Origin of the sequence: Olleya sp. 1-3 (genome assembly GCF_002836085.1) — a bacterium.
Lineage (GTDB): Bacteria > Bacteroidota > Bacteroidia > Flavobacteriales > Flavobacteriaceae > Olleya > Olleya namhaensis.
Genome location: NZ_PJBW01000058.1, coordinates 444,118 through 465,989, shown reverse-complemented (window position 1 = coordinate 465,989; position 21,872 = coordinate 444,118). Strand labels below are relative to the sequence as shown.

The 21,872-nt window shown below is 32.8% G+C and carries 22 protein-coding genes; 7 read left to right on the top strand and 15 right to left on the bottom strand.

What is annotated here, in order from left to right; genetic code table 11:
* Positions 1–6 precede the first annotated feature (6 nt).
* Both CXF54_RS15170 and CXF54_RS15165 read right to left on the bottom strand, forming a co-directional pair.
* Positions 7–1,314: a TolC family protein gene (locus CXF54_RS15170; protein ID WP_101204143.1), complete on the bottom strand. Its 1,308-nt coding sequence runs from the start codon at positions 1,312–1,314 to the stop codon at positions 7–9.
* Between the two features lie 3 nt (positions 1,315–1,317).
* Complete coding sequence (locus CXF54_RS15165) at positions 1,318–1,923, bottom strand: TetR/AcrR family transcriptional regulator (protein WP_090838134.1); 606 nt, start codon at positions 1,921–1,923, stop codon at positions 1,318–1,320.
* Between the two features lie 127 nt (positions 1,924–2,050).
* Here CXF54_RS15165 and CXF54_RS15160 point away from each other — a divergent pair, with 127 nt between their 5' ends.
* From CXF54_RS15160 to ric, 4 genes are all read left to right on the top strand, one after another.
* Positions 2,051–3,025: a polyprenyl synthetase family protein gene (locus tag CXF54_RS15160; RefSeq protein WP_090838132.1), complete on the top strand. Its 975-nt coding sequence runs from the start codon at positions 2,051–2,053 to the stop codon at positions 3,023–3,025.
* A 5-nt stretch (positions 3,026–3,030) separates the two neighbouring features.
* Positions 3,031–3,381 (top strand): hypothetical protein, encoded by a 351-nt coding sequence (locus CXF54_RS15155; protein WP_101204142.1) that lies wholly within the window; start codon positions 3,031–3,033, stop codon positions 3,379–3,381.
* A 62-nt stretch (positions 3,382–3,443) separates the two neighbouring features.
* Complete coding sequence (locus CXF54_RS15150; RefSeq protein ID WP_090838128.1) at positions 3,444–3,878, top strand: RrF2 family transcriptional regulator; 435 nt, start codon at positions 3,444–3,446, stop codon at positions 3,876–3,878.
* Positions 3,879–3,926: 48 nt separating this feature from the next.
* A complete protein-coding gene (ric, locus tag CXF54_RS15145; RefSeq protein ID WP_101204141.1) occupies positions 3,927–4,661 on the top strand; it encodes an iron-sulfur cluster repair di-iron protein in 735 nt (244 codons plus the stop codon).
* 76 nt (positions 4,662–4,737) lie between these two features.
* On the opposite strand, the gene CXF54_RS15140 is transcribed toward ric, so the two are convergent.
* From CXF54_RS15140 to CXF54_RS15085, 12 genes are all read right to left on the bottom strand, one after another.
* Complete coding sequence (locus CXF54_RS15140) at positions 4,738–6,735, bottom strand: TonB-dependent receptor (protein ID WP_101204140.1); 1,998 nt, start codon at positions 6,733–6,735, stop codon at positions 4,738–4,740.
* A 69-nt stretch (positions 6,736–6,804) separates the two neighbouring features.
* Complete coding sequence (locus tag CXF54_RS15135; protein WP_101204139.1) at positions 6,805–7,656, bottom strand: hypothetical protein; 852 nt, start codon at positions 7,654–7,656, stop codon at positions 6,805–6,807.
* A 104-nt stretch (positions 7,657–7,760) separates the two neighbouring features.
* Positions 7,761–8,156 (bottom strand): hypothetical protein, encoded by a 396-nt coding sequence (locus tag CXF54_RS15130; RefSeq protein WP_101204138.1) that lies wholly within the window; start codon positions 8,154–8,156, stop codon positions 7,761–7,763.
* Between the two features lie 82 nt (positions 8,157–8,238).
* Positions 8,239–9,021, bottom strand: coding sequence for an ABC transporter permease (locus CXF54_RS15125; protein ID WP_090838117.1), 783 nt, complete (start codon positions 9,019–9,021; stop codon positions 8,239–8,241).
* A complete protein-coding gene (locus tag CXF54_RS15120; RefSeq protein ID WP_101204137.1) occupies positions 9,014–9,721 on the bottom strand; it encodes an ABC transporter ATP-binding protein in 708 nt (235 codons plus the stop codon). The genes CXF54_RS15125 and CXF54_RS15120 overlap by 8 nt, the downstream gene beginning before the upstream one ends.
* Positions 9,715–10,950: a nitrous oxide reductase family maturation protein NosD gene (locus CXF54_RS15115; RefSeq protein ID WP_232782624.1), complete on the bottom strand. Its 1,236-nt coding sequence runs from the start codon at positions 10,948–10,950 to the stop codon at positions 9,715–9,717. The genes CXF54_RS15120 and CXF54_RS15115 overlap by 7 nt, the downstream gene beginning before the upstream one ends.
* Before the next feature lie 4 nt (positions 10,951–10,954).
* Positions 10,955–11,392: a nitrous oxide reductase accessory protein NosL gene (locus CXF54_RS15110; RefSeq protein WP_101204135.1), complete on the bottom strand. Its 438-nt coding sequence runs from the start codon at positions 11,390–11,392 to the stop codon at positions 10,955–10,957.
* A 29-nt stretch (positions 11,393–11,421) separates the two neighbouring features.
* Positions 11,422–12,039 (bottom strand): hypothetical protein, encoded by a 618-nt coding sequence (locus tag CXF54_RS15105; protein WP_101204134.1) that lies wholly within the window; start codon positions 12,037–12,039, stop codon positions 11,422–11,424.
* Between the two features lie 150 nt (positions 12,040–12,189).
* Positions 12,190–14,160, bottom strand: a complete 1,971-nt coding sequence (gene nosZ, locus CXF54_RS15100; RefSeq protein ID WP_101204133.1) for a Sec-dependent nitrous-oxide reductase — start codon at positions 14,158–14,160, stop codon at positions 12,190–12,192.
* A 29-nt stretch (positions 14,161–14,189) separates the two neighbouring features.
* A complete protein-coding gene (locus CXF54_RS15095) occupies positions 14,190–14,762 on the bottom strand; it encodes a fasciclin domain-containing protein (protein ID WP_101204132.1) in 573 nt (190 codons plus the stop codon).
* A gap of 6 nt (positions 14,763–14,768) precedes the next feature.
* Entirely contained in the window at positions 14,769–15,272 is a 504-nt protein-coding gene (locus CXF54_RS15090) for a c-type cytochrome (protein WP_101204131.1), read from the bottom strand.
* Between the two features lie 179 nt (positions 15,273–15,451).
* A complete protein-coding gene (locus CXF54_RS15085; protein WP_198551081.1) occupies positions 15,452–15,991 on the bottom strand; it encodes an alpha-ketoglutarate decarboxylase in 540 nt (179 codons plus the stop codon).
* 117 nt (positions 15,992–16,108) lie between these two features.
* Here CXF54_RS15085 and CXF54_RS15080 point away from each other — a divergent pair, with 117 nt between their 5' ends.
* The 3 genes from CXF54_RS15080 to odhB are packed head-to-tail and all read left to right on the top strand — an operon-like array spanning position 16,109 to position 20,497.
* Entirely contained in the window at positions 16,109–18,865 is a 2,757-nt protein-coding gene (locus CXF54_RS15080; protein ID WP_101204130.1) for a 2-oxoglutarate dehydrogenase E1 component, read from the top strand.
* Positions 18,866–18,881: 16 nt separating this feature from the next.
* A complete protein-coding gene (locus tag CXF54_RS15075; RefSeq protein ID WP_101204129.1) occupies positions 18,882–19,250 on the top strand; it encodes a DUF3887 domain-containing protein in 369 nt (122 codons plus the stop codon).
* A 32-nt stretch (positions 19,251–19,282) separates the two neighbouring features.
* Positions 19,283–20,497, top strand: a complete 1,215-nt coding sequence (odhB, locus tag CXF54_RS15070; RefSeq protein WP_101204128.1) for a 2-oxoglutarate dehydrogenase complex dihydrolipoyllysine-residue succinyltransferase — start codon at positions 19,283–19,285, stop codon at positions 20,495–20,497.
* Between the two features lie 683 nt (positions 20,498–21,180).
* Here odhB and CXF54_RS15065 read toward each other — a convergent pair.
* On the bottom strand, positions 21,181–21,828 hold the full coding sequence (locus CXF54_RS15065; RefSeq protein WP_101204127.1) for a response regulator: 648 nt from the start codon (positions 21,826–21,828) through the stop codon (positions 21,181–21,183).
* Positions 21,829–21,872 lie beyond the last annotated feature (44 nt).

Here is a 21,872-nt window from a genome sequence, read left to right as displayed (position 1 = left end):
AAGGGATTAGTTAGTTGTGTTTAGTAAAGTATCTAGTTCTGCTTTTTTAGTAATAACATCTAACATGGTTTGAAGTAATTCTTGTTGTGCAGTATATAATTGTGTTTGTGCTTGTCTTAAATCGAAACTAGAGCCAATACCTTCAAAAAATTTAGTTTGATTTTTTTGTTCGATACGCTCTGCTAAGGTTAAGTTATCTTTTTTGTTTTGGTAATCTTCTATTGCAAATTGGTAATCACTTTTAGCAGCATTTACTTGAAGATTTAGCATCTCTTCAGTTTCGGTAAGATTAATTTCTGCTTTTTCTAAATTGATTGCTGCACGTTGTGTTGCTGCGCTTCTCATTCCTGAGCTAAATATTGGCACATTTAAACTCACACCAAAAATAGAAGAACCAAACCATTTTTCTTGTGTATTTGTAAAGTTGAAAGACTCTCGGTTTCCTGTGTAAGCACCATTAATAAAAGCACTTAAACTTGGTAATGCTTTACTTTTTTCTAGCTTAACTAATAGCTCTTTTGCTGTCTTATCGTTTTCGGCTATTTTGTAGTCAATATTATTTTCTACGTTGTTATCAGTATCTAGTACTTCTAATTTTATGTTTTGTAATGTTAGCGCATCTAAATCCTCAGTTAAAACAGTTTTGTCATTAATAGGTTTTCCGATAGTTAAATTTAGCATTTGGTAAGCTAAATCTCTTAAACGTGTGGTATTGTTTAATCTACTTTTTACGCTAGATAGTGTGATTTTTAATTGCTCTACACTTTCTTCTTCTTCTAAACCGTTTTCAAAAATCTTTGTTACTTCGTTTAGGTTTTTGTCCAAAACAGTAATATTTCGATTTAAAATCGAAATACTTTCTTCTGCCAATAAGACATTTCCGTAGGCATTAATTACCGCTTTTCTAACTTCTAAATCTGTTTTAGTTTTTGCGTTTTTAGAAATTTCTAAATACACTTTAGCAGATTGTAATCCCACAAGGTAAGACCCATCAAATAATAATTGACTTAAAGTAGCTGTACCAGTTAACGTGTGTCGAGATCCAACTTGTATGATTTGATCACCAAATACAAATACATTACGTTTTAACGCGTTTTGGTAATCTACTGCAGCACTAAGTTGTGGCAGTCCTGTTGCTGTAGTTTCCCATTTTTGCTTTATGGCTGCATCAATATCTAAAGCAGCATTTTTTACTGTTCGGTTATTTTCTAAAGCATAATTAATAGCCTCTTGTAAAGACAACTGTGTGGCAGTCTCTTGAGAATAGGCAATAGTGCTAAGAAGTAAACTAAATATTATTAGTATGTTTCTCATTATTTAGGATTGATTGTTAGTTATAAATTTGTTCAAAGTTTGTAACCCTTTATCGTTACAAATAGCTCTTAAATGGTATTCTAAATAGTTTTCCATTAAATACTCCATCGTAAATAATTCTGAAGGAAAAATGGTTTCATCCTTAATACCAGACATACCATTAAAATACATTCTAGAAATAAAATCCACATCAATATTTTTTCTAAATAAATCTGTGTCAACTCCTTTTTGTATACTTTCTTTTACGGAAACATGCATTTTCTCAAATTGTTTCATGCGTAATTGAAGGTGTATTTGTGGGTAGTATTTTTTTAGCTGAAACTGTGGTGATGTTTTTTCGTTTTTAAGATAATTCATTACAAACATCTTAATATCGTACAATTCTTCTATTGGATTATGTGATGCTTCGCAAATACAATCTATTCCATCACAAATATTATTAAACATATTTAGTGTGGTCGCTTCTACTAATTTAGTTTTATTAGCAAAATGCTGATATATTGTTTTCTTAGAGATCCCTAATTCATTAGCGATGTCATCCATTGTAACACTCTTGAAACCAAGTGTTAAAAATAATTCTCCAGATTTATTTATAATTTTTTCTCTCATATTTGACTGCAAATATACAATAGGAAACTTTAAAAACAATAAAAGTTTCCAAAGTATTAGTCGTTTTTTAACATTGGCTTTTTACTAGAGTTTAGTTTGTTAGTACTATTTGCTTTATTTTTGCATGATGCAAAACATTTTATCATATCAATCTGCTTTTACAGATTACTTAGAAGGATACGCGTCACCTAAAGAACCAGAGAATTTATATAGTCCAATACACTATATTTTGCAATTAGGAGGAAAGCGATTACGCCCCGTGTTAACATTAATGACTGCCGAAATTTTTGGTATTGATTATAACAAAGCTTTAGATGCTGCTTTAAGTATCGAGGTGTTTCATAATTTTTCTTTAGTACATGATGATATTATGGATGATGCGCCTTTAAGAAGAGGACAGCAGACAGTGCATGAAAAGTGGGACCTTAATACTGGTATTTTATCTGGAGATGCGATGTTGATTATGGCTTATCAGTTATTTGAAAACTATAATCCTATTACATTTCAGGCGTTAGCAAAGTTATTTAGTAAAACTGCTTTAGAGGTTTGCGAAGGACAACAATACGATGTTGATTTTGAAACTAGAGATGATGTCACTATCCCTGAGTATTTAAAAATGATTGAATACAAAACTGCGGTTTTGGTTGGAGCTGCCATGAAAATGGGTGCTATTGTTGCAGAAACGTCTGAAGAGAATCAGAATAATATTTATCAATTTGGTCGTTTATTAGGAATCGCGTTTCAGTTACAAGACGATTATCTAGATGCTTTTGGTGATCCAGAAACCTTTGGTAAACAAGTGGGAGGAGACATTATTGAAAATAAAAAGACCTATTTATATTTAAAAGCCTTGGCTTTTTTAGATAAGAAAGATAGAATACAATTAGAGCAATTATTTTCAGTACAATTAGATGATAATTCAGATAAGATAGAAACAGTAAAACAGTACTTTATTACTTCGGGTTCTGCAAAAGCAACACAAGATGCTATAAAGGAATATACAGAAGAAGCCTTTAAAGTTTTAGATACACTTAGTATTGCTGATGATAAGAAAAGTTTATTAAAAACTTTTGGAACTAGTTTGATGACAAGAAGCGTATAATATAAATGAAATTACCTTCTACATTTAATCAATTAATAGACGAGGCAAACACTTTAGATCTCTATCAAAAATTAGTTTTACAACTTAATAAAGATTTTTTATACGCTAATATAGATTTGGATTTTGATCCAGATATTTTACCTAGTAGCTTAAAGTTATTATTGCACGAAACGGTTTATAAACTTATTCAGGAAAAATTTGCAGAGTACCTAAACCTATTATACATCATAGATGTGTCTGAAGAGGTGATAAAACAATTGGATGGTAGTGATACGTTGCAATTGGCAGATCAGGTTTCTTTTTTAATCTTAAAAAGAGAATGGCAAAAGGTTTGGTTTAGACATAAATATTCTTAATAGGATAAATTAGTCCTATTTAAAAATATTAATTATCTTTGTGTAACTAATTAAGAATTATAATGTTTTCAAAAGCTTGCGAATACGGTATTAGAGCCTCGATTTTTATTGCTAAAAATTCGTTTGATGGCAAGCGCGTTAGCCCTAAAGAGATTGCAGCAGAAATTGATTCGCCTCAAGCTTTTACAGCTAAAATTTTACAAGCATTAGTTAAAAATAACATTGTTAACTCTGTAAAAGGAGCTTACGGTGGTTTTGAAATTGATAAAAAAGACATTGCTTTAATTAAGTTATCTCAAGTGGTTGAGGCTATAGACGGAGATGCTGTTTATAGTGGCTGTGGTTTGGGCTTAAGTAAGTGTGACGAAAATCATCCTTGTCCGGTACATGATAAATTTAAGGTTATAAGAGATGGACTTAAAGTGATGTTAGAAACTACTAATTTAGAAGAATTGGCACTGGGTATAAAATCTGGAGCCTCGTTTTTAAAGACCTAAAAAAAATTTAAACATAAATAGGATAGATTTATCCGAAATAGAATTGATATGGAAACATTACATGAAAATAGTCAAAAAGAGATTGGGCAATTTGTAGCCGAAGATTTTAGAACAGCAGCGCTTTTTAGTAAGTATAAAATAGATTTTTGTTGTAGAGGAAACAGGACGGTAGAGGAGGTATGTACTAAAAATAATATTGATAGTAATTTATTGTTAGATGAATTGGATGCTATCATGCGAAGCACTACTGGTCAAAATATAGATTATCAATCTTGGCCTATAGATTTGTTAGTGGATTATATCCAAAAGAAACACCACCGTTATGTTGAAGAAAAAACACCTATACTACGTCAGTTTTTAGATAAATTATGCAAAGTACATGGTGCAAATCATCCAGAATTATTTAAAATAAACGACTTGTTTACTGCGTCTGCTGGCGAATTGGCATCACACATGAAAAAAGAGGAATTGATCTTGTTTCCGTTTATAAAGAAAATGGTTAAAGTTAAATTAAGCAATGGTGTTTTACAAGCGCCGGCTTTTGGTAGTGTTGAGAGTCCTATTGCTATGATGATGCATGAGCATGATAATGAAGGTGTCCGATTTAGAGAAATAGCTAAATTAACAGCAGATTACACGCCACCTGCAGATGCTTGTAATACCTATAAAGTAACGTATGCTATGTTAGATGAATTTGAAAAAGATTTACATCTACATATTCATTTAGAAAATAATATCTTATTTCCAAAAGCTAAAGCATTGGAAGCTCAGCTTGAGAACTAGTAGTCTAGTCTACTGTAACACGGAAAAAGCCCATAACACGTAATGTTATGGGCTTTTTTAATGGTATTTGTTAAAATTAGAAGACTACAGATATATTCATATAAAAATTGCGTCCTTGTCTTTGTATGTTATTCCAATCTGCGTAGGTAGAATATGTCGTGTCTAAAATGTTTTCTACACCATATTTTAGTGTAAACTTGTTGGTGTCAAGGAAAAACACATGTCCTAAGTTGAGGTTTAAAACAGAGTATGACGGTGTTTCGTCTTCGCCATAAAAATTACTGTAATTACTTTGGTTTCCATTACCCTCTAATTGTAAAGCTGCATTAAAGGTTTTAATGTTATAGTTTAATTCAGTTAAATAAGAAAACGGTTTTATTAATGGTAAATTCTTGTTATTACTACCTTTTCCATAATTATAACCAACACTTGCATTTGCCGAGATGGTATTGCTGAATTTGTAAGATGTATTTACATACACATCAAAAATAGAAGCGTTTGGTAACGCATTATAAACACGTACGCCATTGGCTCCAATAGTCATTGGACCTAATGTTGTGTCTATGTCTCCTATGATATAATCCATTAAATAGAAGTAAGACGATTCTAATCCAATAGTGAAATTGTTAAAAATATAATCAGCTTTAAAATTAGCTTCAATAGCTTTTTCGTTTTTTAAGGTTGGGTTTCCTATGTTATCATAATTATCAAAACTATTATATAAGAAAAAGCCATAACCTTCGCTAACAGAAGGCGCTCTTTCTCCGTAGCCTAATCCAAATGAATAGTTTGATTTTTCTTTTTTTAAAGTATAATTTGAAGAAAAGCTAGTTAGAAATCGACTGTTGGTAGCGTCTATTTCTGGGTAAAAAATCTGTAAACTTTCTAATCCAACCGCTTTTGCTATTTTGTTGCGGTGGTATCCTAATCTTAGTGATGTTACAATTGTTTCTTGATTATTTAACGCATAGCTATCTTTTGCATAAATACCAGTGTACAATTTTCTAATATCTGGCCAAGTATACATAAACATGGCAGGTTGGTCAGAGTCGTTTGGATACATGGTCATTTCTGCTAAAGCCCGGTTGTAAAACCCGTTAAAATTAAATGCTAATTGGTGTTTATTAACCTGTGCGGTTGCTTTGCTATAAAACCCATAGGTATCACTCCAACCTGGCATATCCATTCTAATTGGGACATCAGGACGTTTTGAGTCGTCCATTATATGTGTAATAGTATTAAAATATAGCTTGGTTTCTAAGGTTTTAATAAACGTAGAGTCGTTGCTGTAATTATGGGTTATAGATGTAATTAAAGCTTGAGCCAACGATACATCCATTGGTAAGGCAGGATAACCAACGTCTGTTGCTTTATCGTAAATTATGTGAGCATCAAAAGATTGGTTTTCGGATAGTTTGTAGCCTGTTTGAAGCGAGACATTAAATTTTTCGAATTGAGAATATAATATTTCCTTACTATTTCCGGCATCATAATTATCCGATTTACGGTAAATTCCGTCAGCATTAATATAAAATTTGTTTCCAGAATATTCTACGACTAAGCCTCCGGTTTTATAGTTTCCGTTAGTTTCATAACCTACATCAGCACTAGTTTTTAGTCCAGATTCAAAGTATTTAGATTTTGGAATTTGTAAATCAATGTTTCCTCCAACACAATGTCCGTTTTCTGTACCTTCTTGTCCTGATCCAACACTAACTTTTTCTAAGTTAGAGACATCTACGTAAGATGTAATGGGATCCATTTTATCTGTACAAGCACCAAATATTTGCATACCATCAATGGTAACACTTAAGCGATCACTTGTCATATTATTGATGGAAGGCTCCCAAGCATAATTACCACGTTTAATCATGGTTATTTTGTTTGATTTTTCTAGAAACTCATCAATACTGGATAATGTTTTTTCTTGTCGGTAGTTACTTAGTTTTCGTCTCCCTAAAACAATAACCTCTTCTAATTTTGTAGTATCTTTTTTTGTAAAAGTGGTGTCTTCTTGAGCAAATGTAAATCCGCTAAAAAATAAGCTGATACTAAATATTATAAATTTTTTCATTAGTATTTTATTTAAACAGACACACTACAAACTAATGTGTCTGTTATCATTTTTGAAGTCGGTTTTGAGTTAAAACTCTAGCTCTAAGTATAATGAGCTTTGTGTGTTTTCTTCGGTAACATCTTCACCTTTTAAAACCTCACCATTGGTGTTTAGTAGTTTTAAATTAAGTACCCAATAGCCAGTCATTGTTAATGCTAAATCAGCATTGTACATTTGTTCTGCACTGTTATAAGTTAAATCCGTGTTGTTAGGCGATGTGTGATTACCCATACCTGGCATTCTTGGATCTAGTGTTATTGTAAAATCTTCTACCACTGGAAATGTCATCATGTTTTCCATTTTGAAAAGCCCAACTTTTAGATCGTTAATCGCAATTTTAGGGTCGTTTGGCTCTACTAAAGCAACAATGTATCTGCTATCATCACTTCCCATAAAACTTGCAGAATTTTGATTGTCATTTTGCAGTACTGTAATCGCGTCTGTAACGGTATAATCTATTCCGTTAATGGTGTAGTTTACTGTTAGAGACCATCCAGAGCCATCAAGATTAGTCATTTGGTAGATTATAAAACCATCGTAAACCGTATCTTTTCCTAACGTTTTGGTTATTGTAGATTTAGGTGAAGAATGTTCCATGGTTGGCATCTGCATCATTGGTATCCAAGATAAATTAGCATCTTCAACATAGCTGTTTGTAGCGTTGTCAATAACTCTTAGGCTTATAGCGTTGTAACCGGTTTTAAATTGACCAGTCGTATTAAATAACTCGATGGTATGAGTGTCATTAATTAGATCCTGAATTTTTGTTAGTCCTGTAACTTCGTTTGTGATTCCTGAGTCATCGTCGTCATTGTCTGAAGAACAAGACACGTTTAATAATGCGATAAAAAGGATTGGAAATATATATTTAAGTTTCATTTTTTTTCTTTTTTGTATTTAAAATTATGCTAAAAACTTCCTGCTAACGTCATAAAATGAGTTAGAATGAGAGTAAAATCAAAATGATTTTTAATCGAAAAAAATTAACTAAAATTTGGTGGAGGTGTGTCTATGTCTAGATACATTTTTGAGACTTTTAAATCAGAGAAATGAATACTCTGTTTTAATACGATTGGTTCTATTGGCTCTGTTTCCAAAGTAAAAATACTTGCAGGACAATACACATCTAGACTGATGCGCTTAGTCTCTTGTAATGGTATGGCAGGGTCAGACTCAGGGTTGTTTTCTGTAAGCTCTTTGCGTAATTGGCATTTTCCATTACACCCTTTTTGATCTTCTTTTTGGACGCAAAGTGTTTTTGCAATTTGGTCTTGATTTATCACAAAATCAGCAACAATAACCATAGTATTTATATTATTAGCTAATAATATAAATACTAAAACAAACGTGGTTATTTTTGCTGTTATAGCTGAAATCATAGTACAAATTTAGAAATTGTTATGTGATTTAAACATGACTATTGTCATAGTACCATTTAGGTTTATGATGAGTATTTGAGGCTTAGAAATCTTTCTTTTTAGATTTGTATATAATTCTAGAAACGGGTAATACAACCCAAACAGAAAGCATTACAAAGGACACTATTAATCCCACATTAGTCCCGAAAAATTGTTTGAAAACTGCGCCAGTATAGCCTAGTAAAGCAGAGATGTCTAGTTTTAAAAGTATTAAAGTTCTTGATAAATCTATAGGATTTAACATGGTGCCTATTAGTGATAGTTTATCTAAAGGATAGTCTTCAAACATAATAAGTGTCATTAAAAATAAGCCATCGTAAATTACTGCTAGAAATAACCAAAGTAAAATAGCATAACCAAACCCTTTAATCTTGTTCTCGTTAGATAGTGCAATATTAAAAGCTAATGCAGTAAAAATTAGAGTTAAAAATGTACCGGTAATTATTAATAATGAAAAATCCCAGATAGCACTACTTTGAAACAGTCCGTAAAACACAAACGGAATCCCTAATCCTAAAATTAAACTCATAGATAACGATAGGGCAACACCTAAATATTGTCCCATAAAAATGGAGGATCGTTTTAATGGTTGTGCTAATAATAGTTCCGTAAATTCTTTATTGTTATAGTAATACATAACACCAAAAATGGTTCCAATTAGTGGTACTAAAACAATGATAACATTCATTAATGTAATGACGGCTTTTGATAAGTCGTTATTTAAAAACAATAACACAATACCAAGTAGTAAATAAAATGCAAAGTAGACGTAACTCCAGCGACTACGCATTAAGTCGTAAAAACTATATTTTAATATTTTAAGCATGATTATCGGTTAATATAGACGCAATTGCATGCTCAAAATCGGGCTGCTGTGTCTTGGTTTTTAATTCTGAAATTGAGCCTTTAAAGTATATTTTACCTTCTAGGATAAATACAATTTCATCTGATATTTCTTCAACAAAACTCATAATGTGTGAGGTGATAAGTATTGTTTTTCCTTTGGCTTTTTCGGCTTTAATTAAATCTTTTAATCGTATTAATGATATTGGATCTAAACCAGTAGTGGGTTCGTCTAAAATAATTAATGGACTATTAAACATAAACGTTAATACTAGATTAACTTTTTGCTTTGTTCCGCCAGATAAATTACCTAGTTTTTTATCTAAAAAAGGTTCTAATTTAAACAGATCTATCAGACGTTGGTCTTCTGAAGTTGGTTTACGTAAATCCTTAATCATTTTGATTAATTCTTTTACTTTTAAATTACTGGGGAAGTTTGCTATTTGTGGTAGATAGTCAATTTTATGTCTGTATTCTGGATTTTTTTTAATGTTTTCTCCAAGGACTGTAATGTCACCTTTATTAGGGATTACCATGCCCAAAATGGCTTTAATCAATGTTGTTTTTCCTGAACCATTTGGTCCAAGGACAGCAAAAATTCCGCCTTCACTAATGCTCAAGTCTACACCACTTAATACTTGGTTTTTTCCGAACTTTTTATGTAAATTTTGAATGGTTACCATGTTGTTTTTTTTATTAGTGGGTTATTGTCTAGTAAGTTGTCAGGCGTAAATACTGGCGACACTTTTTCTGAAAAATCAATAATATCTATAAACATGCTACGCAGTAGAATGATAGTTTCTGGTGTGCGATTCACGATGTAAGAAAATAGTTTTACAGGTCTGTAAGGAACGTCTCCAACACCATTTTTGTCTAAGTCATAACCGGTGTAATTACTCCAGTAATTTTTATCAAAAACATTATCGTTAACATTACTGTTGTAAGCAATGTCAAAGGAGTTGTATAAAAAATTGTTTTCCGTAAATGTATTAGTATAACAAGCCCCTTTTACTTTGATGGCCCATCCGTTATTTGAAAAATTATTGTGTTTATAAATAATACGGTTAGAGCCTTCTATGTTGATTCCGATGGTATTGTCTTCAAAAGTATTACCTATGATTTCGGCATCATTTATTTCTTTTAATAGCATGCCGTAAGAAGCTGTTCCCCAGTTTTCTTTAAAAAGATTATTGTACATTTTTATGCGCTTTGAAAACATAACAGCGACACCTGCACCATTATTTTCAAAGGTGTTGTCTTGGTAGATGTCATCGTTAGAAAACATAAAGTGTAAACCATAACGTACATTTAGGGTGCTCGTGTTGTTTTTGATAAGGCATCCGTCAGAAAATTCTAAATAAATACCATCTCTAACATGCTCTACATAATTATGTTCAATTTGGATGTTTTTACTATACCATAATTGTATTCCGTTTCCGGAATTGTACTCTTCAACAGCATCACCAATAATTTTGTTATGATACACTTTACCATCTCTTGACTTTTCAATGTAAATACCAAAAAATAATTTTTCGAGAACTAGATTCTGAATCACGAAATTTTTGCTATTTCTTACTCTAATAGCAGCATAATCTTCCGTATAACTTGTACCTACATTTATTATAAATAATCCATCAACTGTAACATTGTCTGCTTTTATAGTGATGATCTCACCTTTAGATTCTCCATCAATTACAGGGTAGTTTTTACCAATAATAGTCAGTGGTTTGTCTATAACAATAGCATGCTCTTTATACGTCCCTTTTTTTATAATAATAGTATCAAAGTCTTTTGCTTGACTTATAGCTTTTTTCACATTGCTAATAGGACATGTTTTACACACTTCAATAGTTTGTGCAATAGCGGTGTTAACCATAAATATGGCTAACAAAATAAGGCTTGAATATTTCATGTGCCTAGTTTTTTAAATGCGCTAATACTTGTGTCCAAGAATATAACTCACCGCCTTTCTCAGCTTTTATTTTTACGGCTTCAGCCTTATTTTTAAAAGCAGTCAAAAATGCGCCCATTGGGCTTGGAATACTTTTACTAATTAAAAAAGTGGCTTGTGTAGCATCGATAAGAGCTTCTGGTTCTGAGAAATGATTCGTTAAGTATATTTCTATTTCTGAAGTATCAAATTCATCAAAATAATTAACCATACACTCCGTTGCATCAAATTTGTATGTTTTACCTTTTTTGGTAACAAACTCTGCAGCGTGCACTTTATCTACGATGGTCATTTTACAAAAGTGACAACCATCGCTGCCATATGCTATGGCTTTTGGAGAGACATTACAACTTGTAAAAATAAGAAGTAATAAGACTGGTAAATAGTGTTTTAGTGTTTTCATTGTTTTAGTGTTTTGAAAATATAAAATTACTATGTTGTTTTCTTGCCACTTGTTTTTCGGCCTAACCAAAAAGCAACAAGTGTTAAGGACATACCTACAAACATTAGATATCCTCCTGTATGTGGTAAAGAAGTAACATCAAAGTTTAATAGTTTTTTAAAACCAATTAGTGGTGGTTTATATGACATTGGTGAGCCATCAGGATTGGTAACTTTTATAATAGCGTGTGGATCTAGATTACCACCGTAATCCACTAGCCAGTTATTAAAGTCATACATGCCCAATATACCTAGGACAGACATTAAAATAAACCACCCTAAAAAAAACTTGTAGCTTACTTTGTCTAAAAATCCTAAAACACCAATTATAATACCTAAAAGTGCCATTCCAAATATTACTTTTGGAAACATGGAGAACTCCCACATTTCGTCAGCTTTAGGTATAGTTTTCATACCTATGTAGTGATTTAATCCGTCAATGTTTTGTAAATCAAATTCTGATACGCCTTTAATACCATCAATATATATATTCATCCCTAATGGGTCTGGATATTGAGGTGCTCCAAGCATAATGTTCCATAACGGAAATTTAAAAAGCCCTAATAACAGTAATGAACCTATAATCATTATAATGCTAGCCTTTTTCATGATAAGTTGTATTTAATGTTGTAATCAGTGAAGTTTCTGTGTAAGCAGAATAAAGTGTTTTAAAAAAGAAAGGCGAGAGCGAAAATTCAACTCTCGCCTTAATTAGAGAAATAAACACTAAAACAAAATTTCTCTAATTTTTAATATTAGTTATTCGATATCTTCACCTAGAGACCACTTAATTGGTGTGTCTGAATCAGCTGCAGATACCCTAATGTAACCTTGCATTTCTTGGTGTAATGCAGAGCAGAAATCTGTACAGTAAAATGGCCATACACCAACTTGTTTAGGTTCCCAAACAGATGTTTTTGTTTGTCCTGGCATTACTAGTAACTCTGAATTATTTTGTCCTATTACCGCAAATCCGTGTGGGACATCAAAATCTTGCTCTAAGTTAGTTACGTGGAAGTATACTTTATCTCCAACTTTTATCCCTTCAATATTGTCAGGTGAGAAGTGACTTCTAATAGTTGTTAAGTATATGTGTACCTCTTTACCTTCTCTAACAACCTTAGTGTCTGCATCAGATTTTGCAGCATATGGATGCTTGTTATCTGCTAGCTTATAGATTTTTTGAGATTGCTCCTTTATAATACTTGCTTCCATTGCAGCAGCATAATGTGGCTCTCCATGCGTTGGGAAATCTAATAATAGCTCCATTTTGTCTCCAGAGATATCATACAACTGTGCTGAGTGTTCCATCTCTGGACCCGTTGGTAAATATCTATCTTTAGTAATCTTATTCATGGCAAACATGTATTTACCTTGTGGTTTTCCAGAGTTTCCTCCAGGGATTGTTAAGTGACCAACAGAGTAATAAGTAGGTTTTCTATCGATAACTTCCCATGTACCTATTTTCCATTTTACAACTTCAGAAGAAATAAAGAATGTTGTATAAGCATATCCTTTTCCATCAAATTCAGTGTGTAATGGTCCTAAACCTGGTTGCTCCACAACGCCTGCTAACACATCTTCAAAGTTTAATATTGGGATTCCGTAAGCTTCTCCAGCAAATTTTTCTTTCTCAATAGCGTCTAACATTTTTGTAAAAGAATGCACTGTTAAGTTTGCAGATAGTTTACCATTACCTACAATGTATTCTCCAGAAGGATCTACATCACAACCGTGAGGTGATTTTGGTGTTGGAATAAAGTAAACAGCTCCAGGAACATCAATTGGGTTTACAACACGAACCTCTTTTTTCATAGTAGATGTCGCTGTGTGCGTTTCCTCGTCATATACGTTATGTGCATAATTAGCAGGCATCATTGTTCCTCCTCCATTATTTACATATTCTTCAATCTTTTTCCAGTTTATAGCTGCAATAAAATCTTTGTCATTTTGTGACGCATTAACCTCTAAAAGTGTGCTTGCCTCTTCAGTATTGTAGGTTGTAAAGAAAAACCAACCATGAGATTTTCCACGTCCAGGATGTGATAAATCGTAGTTAAAACCTGGCATTAGGATTTGGAATTTAATATCCATGTTACCTGTATCTGGTGCTACGCTAATAAAAGATAAGGCCCCTTGAAAGTTTCCTTTGTAGTCCTTAATAGGCATATCACGTTGTGGAATTGGTACAGAAAAACGTGTTCCTGCAACAACATACTCTGTGTTTTCTGTTACAAAAGAAGAACTGTGGTTACCTGCACTATTGGGTACTTCAATAATTTCTTCGGTTTCAAATGTGGTAAGACTAAGTCTTGCAATACGTGGCGTGTTGTTTTCATTTATAAATAGCCAACGACCATCTAATTCTCCTTTTGATTGAGAGATGTCTGGATGATGCGCATCTCCCCAAGGGATAAATCCGTGAGAGGTGTTTAACATTGGTTTTGTTTCTTCAGAATACCCGTAACCAGAGGTTGGGAATTGAGAAAAGACAGGGATTTCTTTAAACATTCTACCAGAAGGTAAACCGTATACTGTTACGTTACCACTATATCCACCTGATAAGAAGGCGTAATGCGAGTCGTACTCTCCGGGAGCAACATAGACGCGTTCTGCTACGTTACTAGCTAATGCTCCAGATTTACCACCTGAGTTATTACCTTTGTTGCAACTTGTAAATCCTATTAGGATAACTAGCATTGCAATACTTGATGTTATTATATTTTTCATCGTTTAAACTGTTTTAGTTAGTGTTTTAGTTATTCTGTTGGCGGTAATAAAACTTTATCTATGATGTGTACTATTCCGTTTCCGGCTTTGACACTACCTAGTATTTTAGCGCCTCCAATCATTGGTTCTCCGTCTACTACTTCTACTTTTACGTAGTCATTATTAGCTTGTCCTAATTTTTTAAACTTCTTTAAGAAATCTTTAGAGTAGTTTCCTGGTGTTACATGGTATTTTAAAATATTTGCTAAAGCCGCTTTATTTTCTGGCTTCAATAAATGTTCTACAGTGCCTTCTGGTAATGCTGCGAAAGCAGCGTTAGTTGGAGCAAATACCATTAATGGCCCTGCATTAACTAACACGTTTTCTAATTGTGCCGCTTGGACAGCAGCAACTAAAGTGGTGTGGTCTTTAGAGCCCATTGCTATGCTTAAAACCGTTGTGCTTCCTGCATCTTTAATAAAGGCTTGCCCTGTTCTTTCTTTACTGTCACTTTTAGTTTCTTGGTCTGTTGTTGTTTCACTCGTACCGTTAGTTTCGTTTTTACAAGCGTTTAAGGTTAGCGTGATAGCAAAAACAAAAAGCAATTGTTTAATTAATTTCATAATAGATTATTTAAGTGTTCTGAAATATTCTAGGACCGCTCTTGCTTCTTTTTCAGTAAGGCCTTGATTTGCCATAGGAGAACCATTAAATTCCATTAATAATTCTTTAGCTAAAGGGTCTTCTTTTACCATTTGTTCAGGATTTAAAATCATATTCATAACCCATTCTGGAGTACGACGCTCTAATATTCCTGTTGGAGGTGGTCCAATAAATTTTTTGTTTGTTCTGTGACAAGCAGTACACATTTTTTTATAAACGTCTGCGCCATGTGTTGCCATAGTTTGGTCTACTTCTGCAGCTAGTGTTACCGTTTTTATTGGTCCTATACCTTTATTAGTTAGGTCTACTTGTTTAGATGGAGGTGTTTTTTCTGCTTTTGGTGCAGTTGTTTTTTCCGTAGGTTCTTTTTTCTTATAAGAAAAGCCTTCTTTTTTCTTTTCTTCTTTACCACCACAACTAATTAGCATGGTAATAAATAATACAGTCATTAATTTTAGTGTTGTCTTCATAATATATTAGTTTTATTGGACAAAAATACAGACATAATAAACCTTAAAATATGATATAAGTCATATTTAGGATAAATTTGTCTTAATTAAAAACAAGAGCTATTTGGGCATAAAAAAAACCTTTCTACAATCGTGTAAAAAGGCCTGTTTATTAGGTGTTTATGATGTTTATTTGGCGACTAAAAGAATACTCTTACAAATGGAACCAAGGCGTTAGCGTATATGCTTTTAGAGTCGTCAAAAAGCACATCGTAACGTACACCAATAGTTACATTATTTGTGGTGTAACCAGCACCAATAAATAAGGAAGGTACCCAATACGTGTCATCAGCAAATGCAGGATTGTCAAAATTTCTATTAACATGATTTTGTTCAAATTCACCTGACAATTGTATGTCTCTAATAGGACTGTATAAACCAAGAATGCTAGCTCCTAAAATAGTAGATTTGTAAACGTTTTTACTTTTATTGTAAGTTCCGTTTAATCCAACACCTAAAGCAAAAGCGTTATCAAATTGATAAATAGCAGTTGGTGCTAATGTTGCACTAAAAAAGTTGCTTCCGGTGCTTAAACCTAATCCTCCTCCAAAACGGACATTTTTCCAAAATTCGCTTTTTTCTTGTGGTAAGTTATCTTGCGCATTTGCAAAAGTCATAAAAAAACAAGATAATATTGATAATATGATAATTTTAGGACTGTTAAATGATTCTATTTTCATAATAATTAATTTTGGTGTTTTAGATATGTTATAAATATAATAAAACCATCTCTATATATAGTAAAAGTTGTATTTTTGATAAAATTTTGTTGAAGCGAACACGTCTTAAAGAAAATAATGGATAAATACTCCTTTTTAAACGCAGCACATACAGCATACTTTGCTGATTTATACGAACAATACTTACAAAACCCTGACTCTGTAGAGCCTAGTTGGAGAGCCTTTTTTCAAGGTTACGACTTTGGATCGGAAAATTACGGATTAGATGGAGAGCAAGCAGAAGCGGTTTCGACCCTTGTGCCTGAGCATGTTCAAAAAGAATTTCAAGTAGTTAAATTAATAGATGGTTATCGTAACAGAGGGCATTTGTTTACTAAAACAAATCCTGTTAGAGATCGTCGTAAGTACGAGCCAACACTTGCTTTAGAGAATTTTGGGTTGTCTGATGCCGATTTAGATACCAACTTTAACGCTGGAGATATTTTAGGTATCGGTGCACAAACACTTAGAGAAATTCTAAAACACTTAAATAGTATTTATTGTGATGCTATTGGTGTAGAGTACATGTATATTAGAAAACCTGATGAAATTAAATGGATTCAGAGTAAACTTAACATAAACGATAACCAGCCAAATTTTTCTGGAACGCAAAAAAAGCACATCCTTAAAAAATTAAACGAAGCGGTATCTTTTGAAAGTTTTTTACATACTAAATATGTAGGACAAAAACGTTTTTCTCTGGAAGGAGGAGAATCTTTAATTCCAGGATTAGATGCAGTAATTGAAAAAGCAGCAGAACTTGGTGTCCAAGAGTTTGTAATGGGAATGGCGCACAGAGGACGTTTAAGTACCTTAACAAATATTTTTGGAAAATCTGCAAAAGACATTTTTAGCGAGTTTGACGGAAAAGATTACGAGCAAGAAGTTTTTGATGGTGATGTAAAGTACCACTTAGGGTGGACAAGTAACCGCAAAACAGATAGCGGAAAACAAATAAACTTAAGTATTGCACCAAATCCATCGCATTTAGAGACGGTTGGAGCAGTAGTTGAAGGTATAGTTAGAGCAAAGCAAGATGAGTTTTATAGCGATAACTTTAGTAAAGTATTACCAATAGTGGTCCACGGAGATGCAGCAATAGCAGGTCAAGGATTAGTCTACGAAGTAGTGCAAATGGCACAGTTAGATGGTTATAAAACTAATGGGACAATTCACGTAGTTGTTAATAATCAAGTAGGTTTTACAACTAACTATTTAGATGCTAGATCTAGTACTTATTGTACAGACATTGCTAAAGTAACTTTATCACCGGTATTACACGTTAATGCGGACGATGCAGAAGCTGTAGTGCACGCTATGTTATTTGCTTTAGATTTTAGAATGAATTTTAAGCGTGACGTATTTATTGACCTTTTAGGATATAGAAAATACGGACATAATGAAGGTGACGAACCTAGATTTACGCAACCAAAATTATATAAAGCAATTTCTAAACATGCTAACCCAAGAGATATCTATGCGGCCAAGTTAATTGAGCAAGGTATTATTGATAAAGGACATGTTAAGCAATTAGAAAGCGATTATAAAGCTAGCTTAGAAGAAAAGTTAGAAGATTCTCGTAAGGAAGATAAGACGGTTATTACTCCGTTTATGGAAGAACAATGGAAGGATTTTACTCAGGTAGATGAAACCGTTATGATGAAACCAATTGATACAACAACATCTGCGGATAGGTTAGCAGCAATTACTAAAGTGATTTCTAACTTACCAAAAGACAAAAAGTTTATCAGAAAAATAGAACGTCTAATTAATGAACGTCAAAAAATGTTTGACGAAAACAGATTGGATTGGGCTATGGCAGAGCATTTAGCTTATGGGTCATTATTAGAAGAGGGATACAACGTGCGTATGTCTGGACAAGATGTAGAACGTGGTACTTTTTCTCATAGACATGCAGTAGTAAAAGTAGAGGATAGCGAAGAAGAAATACTATTACTTAATAATATTAGTGATAAACAAGGTCAATTTCATATCTATAATTCATTACTATCAGAGTATGGTGTTGTAGGTTTTGACTATGGATACGCTATGGCAAGTCCAAATACATTAACTATTTGGGAAGCACAATTTGGAGATTTTAGTAATGGTGCACAAATCATGCTTGATCAATATATTTCTGCAGGAGAAGATAAGTGGAAAACCCAAAACGGATTAGTCATGTTATTACCACATGGTTATGAAGGACAAGGAGCAGAGCACTCTTCAGCACGTATGGAACGTTATTTACAGTTGTGTGCAAAAGACAATATGTTTGTTGCAGATTGTACAACACCAGCTAACTTCTTTCACTTGTTAAGACGTCAAATGAAATTTAATTTCCGTAAGCCATTAATCGTGTTTACACCAAAAAGTTTACTACGTCATCCAAAATGTGTTAGCACAGTAGATGAGTTTGCAAACGGAAGTTTCCAAACATTGATTGATGATACAACTGTGGATGCAGATAAAGTAAAAACATTAGTGTTTTTAACAGGTAAATTTTATTACGATTTAGATCAAGAACGCGAAGATTTAAACCGTGACGATGTTGCATTAGTAAGAATAGAACAAATATTTCCATTACCAACAGAGGCTATTAAAAATGTATTGAGTAAATTTAAAAATGCAGATGATGTAGTTTGGGCTCAAGAAGAACCAAGAAACATGGGAGCTTACTCGCATATGTTAATGAATTTAGACGAAGCTAGAAACTTTAGGTTAGCGTCAAGACGTCCTTATGGTGCGCCAGCAGCAGGTAGTTCTGTTCGTTCTAAAAAGCGTCATAAAGAAGTTATAGATTATGTGTTTGACAAGTCAAAAAATAATCAGCGTTAAGCAATAAAATAGAAACATGAAAAAAATACTTTTAATTTTAGTATTCTTAGTGTCCTCAATAGGGATTGCACAAGAAAAGGATAACTATAAAAAAGCAGTTGCTAGTTTTCAAAACCATTTTAATAATGGCGATGTGACTAGTATCTTTAACATGTTTGACGATAATTTTAAACAGGTTTTAACCCTAGAAAAAGCAAAAGCTTATTTTAAAGATGAGGTAAGTATGGATGCTTTAGGGAGAATTAAAACAATAGAGTATAAGGATACTGTTAGAACAGGAAATAATTATACTATTACTTTTGAAAAAGGAGTTTATAATGCTTACTTCTTTCTTGGAACCGATAATAAATTTGAATTTATTCAATTAAATTCAGCAAAAAAATAAACGATAACACAACAATATAAAGTTACATTAAGATGATTTTAGAAATGAAAGTGCCTTCTCCAGGCGAATCTATCACAGAAGTTGAAATAGCAGAATGGTTAGTTCAAGATGGTGATTATGTAGAAAAAGACCAAGCTATTGCTGAAGTAGATAGTGATAAAGCAACGTTAGAGTTACCTGCAGAAGCAAGCGGAATAATTACGCTTAAAGCTGAAGAAGGAGATGCTGTAGCGGTTGGTCAAGTTGTATGTTTAATTGATACTAGTGCTGCAGCTCCAGAAGGTGACGCACCAGTAAAAGAAGAGAAAAAAGCTGAAGCAGCACCAAAAGCAGAAGCAGTTAAAGTTGAAGCTACAAAAGCAGATACTTACGCTTCAGGTACTGCAAGTCCAGCAGCTAAAAAGATTTTGGCTGAAAAAGGAATGAATACTAACGGAATTTCTGGAACAGGAAAAGATGGACGTATCACTAAAGATGATGCAGTAAATGCTGTACCTTCTATGGGAACTCCAACTGGTGGTGATCGTAGTTCTTCAAATTCTAAAATGTCAATGTTACGTCGTAAAGTAGCAGAGCGTTTAGTGGAAGCTAAAAACACGACAGCAATGTTAACTACTTTTAACGAAGTTAATATGTCTCCTGTTTTTGCTTTAAGAAAGGAATATAAAGAAACGTTTAAGTCTAAACATGGTGTTGGATTAGGGTTTATGTCATTTTTCTCATTAGCAGTTGTGCGAGCATTACAAATGTATCCTGCTGTTAATTCTATGATTGATGGTAAAGAAATGAAAACATTCAATTTTGTAGATATTAGTATTGCTGTTTCTGGACCAAAAGGATTAATGGTACCAGTAATTAGAAATGCTGAAAACTTAACCTTTAGAGGTGTAGAGTCAGAAGTTAAACGTTTAGCACTTAGAGCTAGAGATGGTCAGATTACTGTAGACGAAATGACTGGTGGTACTTTTACAATTACCAATGGAGGTGTTTTTGGTAGTATGTTATCTACTCCAATTATAAACCCACCTCAAAGTGGTATTTTAGGAATGCATAATATTATCGAGCGTCCAATAGCTGTAGATGGGAAAGTAGAAATACATCCTATGATGTACGTTGCATTATCTTATGACCATAGAATAATTGATGGTAAAGAAAGTGTAGGCTTTTTAGTAGCGATTAAAGAAGCATTAGAGAACCCAGTAGAATTACTTATGGGTAACGACATTAAAAAAGCATTAGAGCTTTAATAACTGCTTATAATACATAAAAAAAGGGAGCAACATTGTTGCTCCCTTTTTGTTGTTATTGATTTTTATTTGTCAAAATAGATAAACAAATTAAAAGCTATTATTACTACGGTTAATATAATAATACATCCAGCAATTATGCGGTTTTGCTCTTGTGTTCTTTTTTCTAAATCCATATTATGTGTTTAATTTAAAAACTCTGCACCATTACAGTACAGAGTTTCCTTAAATAATTCTCCCTAAGAACTAATTAATAGCAATGTAAAGGTAGAGGATATATACGACCTGTGAAATACGTAGAACTACGTATTTTTATCTGAGATCTAGTCATAAAAAAAGCTCCAAAACAAAAGATCGTTTTAGAGCTTTATCAATTTTCCCAAAATTGATTACTAATACTATAAAGGTAAATTATTTATATAACCTATGAAATACGTAGAACTACGTATTTTAATTTGAGGTGATTTCAAAAAAAAAGCTCCAAAACAGAAATCCGTTTTAGAGCTTTATCAATTCTCCCAAAATTGATTAATAGCAATGTAAAGGTATAAGATATAAATGACCTGTGAAATACGTAGAACTACGTATTTTTATTTGGTTTTATAAATATTAAAAGCCTTAAAACATAAAGTTGTTTTAAGGCTTTTAATATATCTTAAGCTAGTGTTATATTGGGTTTTGACTTATATGGTAGCGTCGTTTATTATGTCTTTATTCATATTTGCCCATAGCATCAACTCGTTATGCGATTTTTTTAAATCTAATTTTTTCACAATATTACTCCTATGCTTCTCAATGGTTCTTGGAGAACACATCAGTTGTTCTGCAATTTCTGTTGAGGTCAGTTTCTCTGATAATAGCTTAACCACCTTAATCTCTGTGGGTGTTAAAAGTTCTGTTAAGGTAGAGCTAGAGTAGGTGACCTTAGCATTAAGGTAAGACGCCATTTCTTGACTAAAGTAATGTTCTCCTTTTAAGGTATGAGCAATACAGGTTTCAATTTCTTCTACAGCAAATTCTTTTAATATATAACCGTAAACATTACATGTTCTAGCCTTATCAAATAAATGCTCCTCGTTATCAAAGGTTATCAGGATAACTTTGGTGTCTAATTCGTTTTTAAAACAAGCTTCTGCAACTTCTAAGCCTGTCATTTTAGGCATTCTAATATCTAATAATGCTAAATCTGGTTTTAGCTTAACAATTAGATTGTAAGCTGTTTGACCATCTTCGGCGCTACCAATAATATCAAATCCTTTGGAAGTAATAAAATCAGAAAGGCCTCTTAGCATTAAGGGGTGGTCATCTGCTATTACAATAGTTGCACTCATAAATTAAAGGCTCTTTTGGGAGGTTGTTTGTAACCAATAAAATT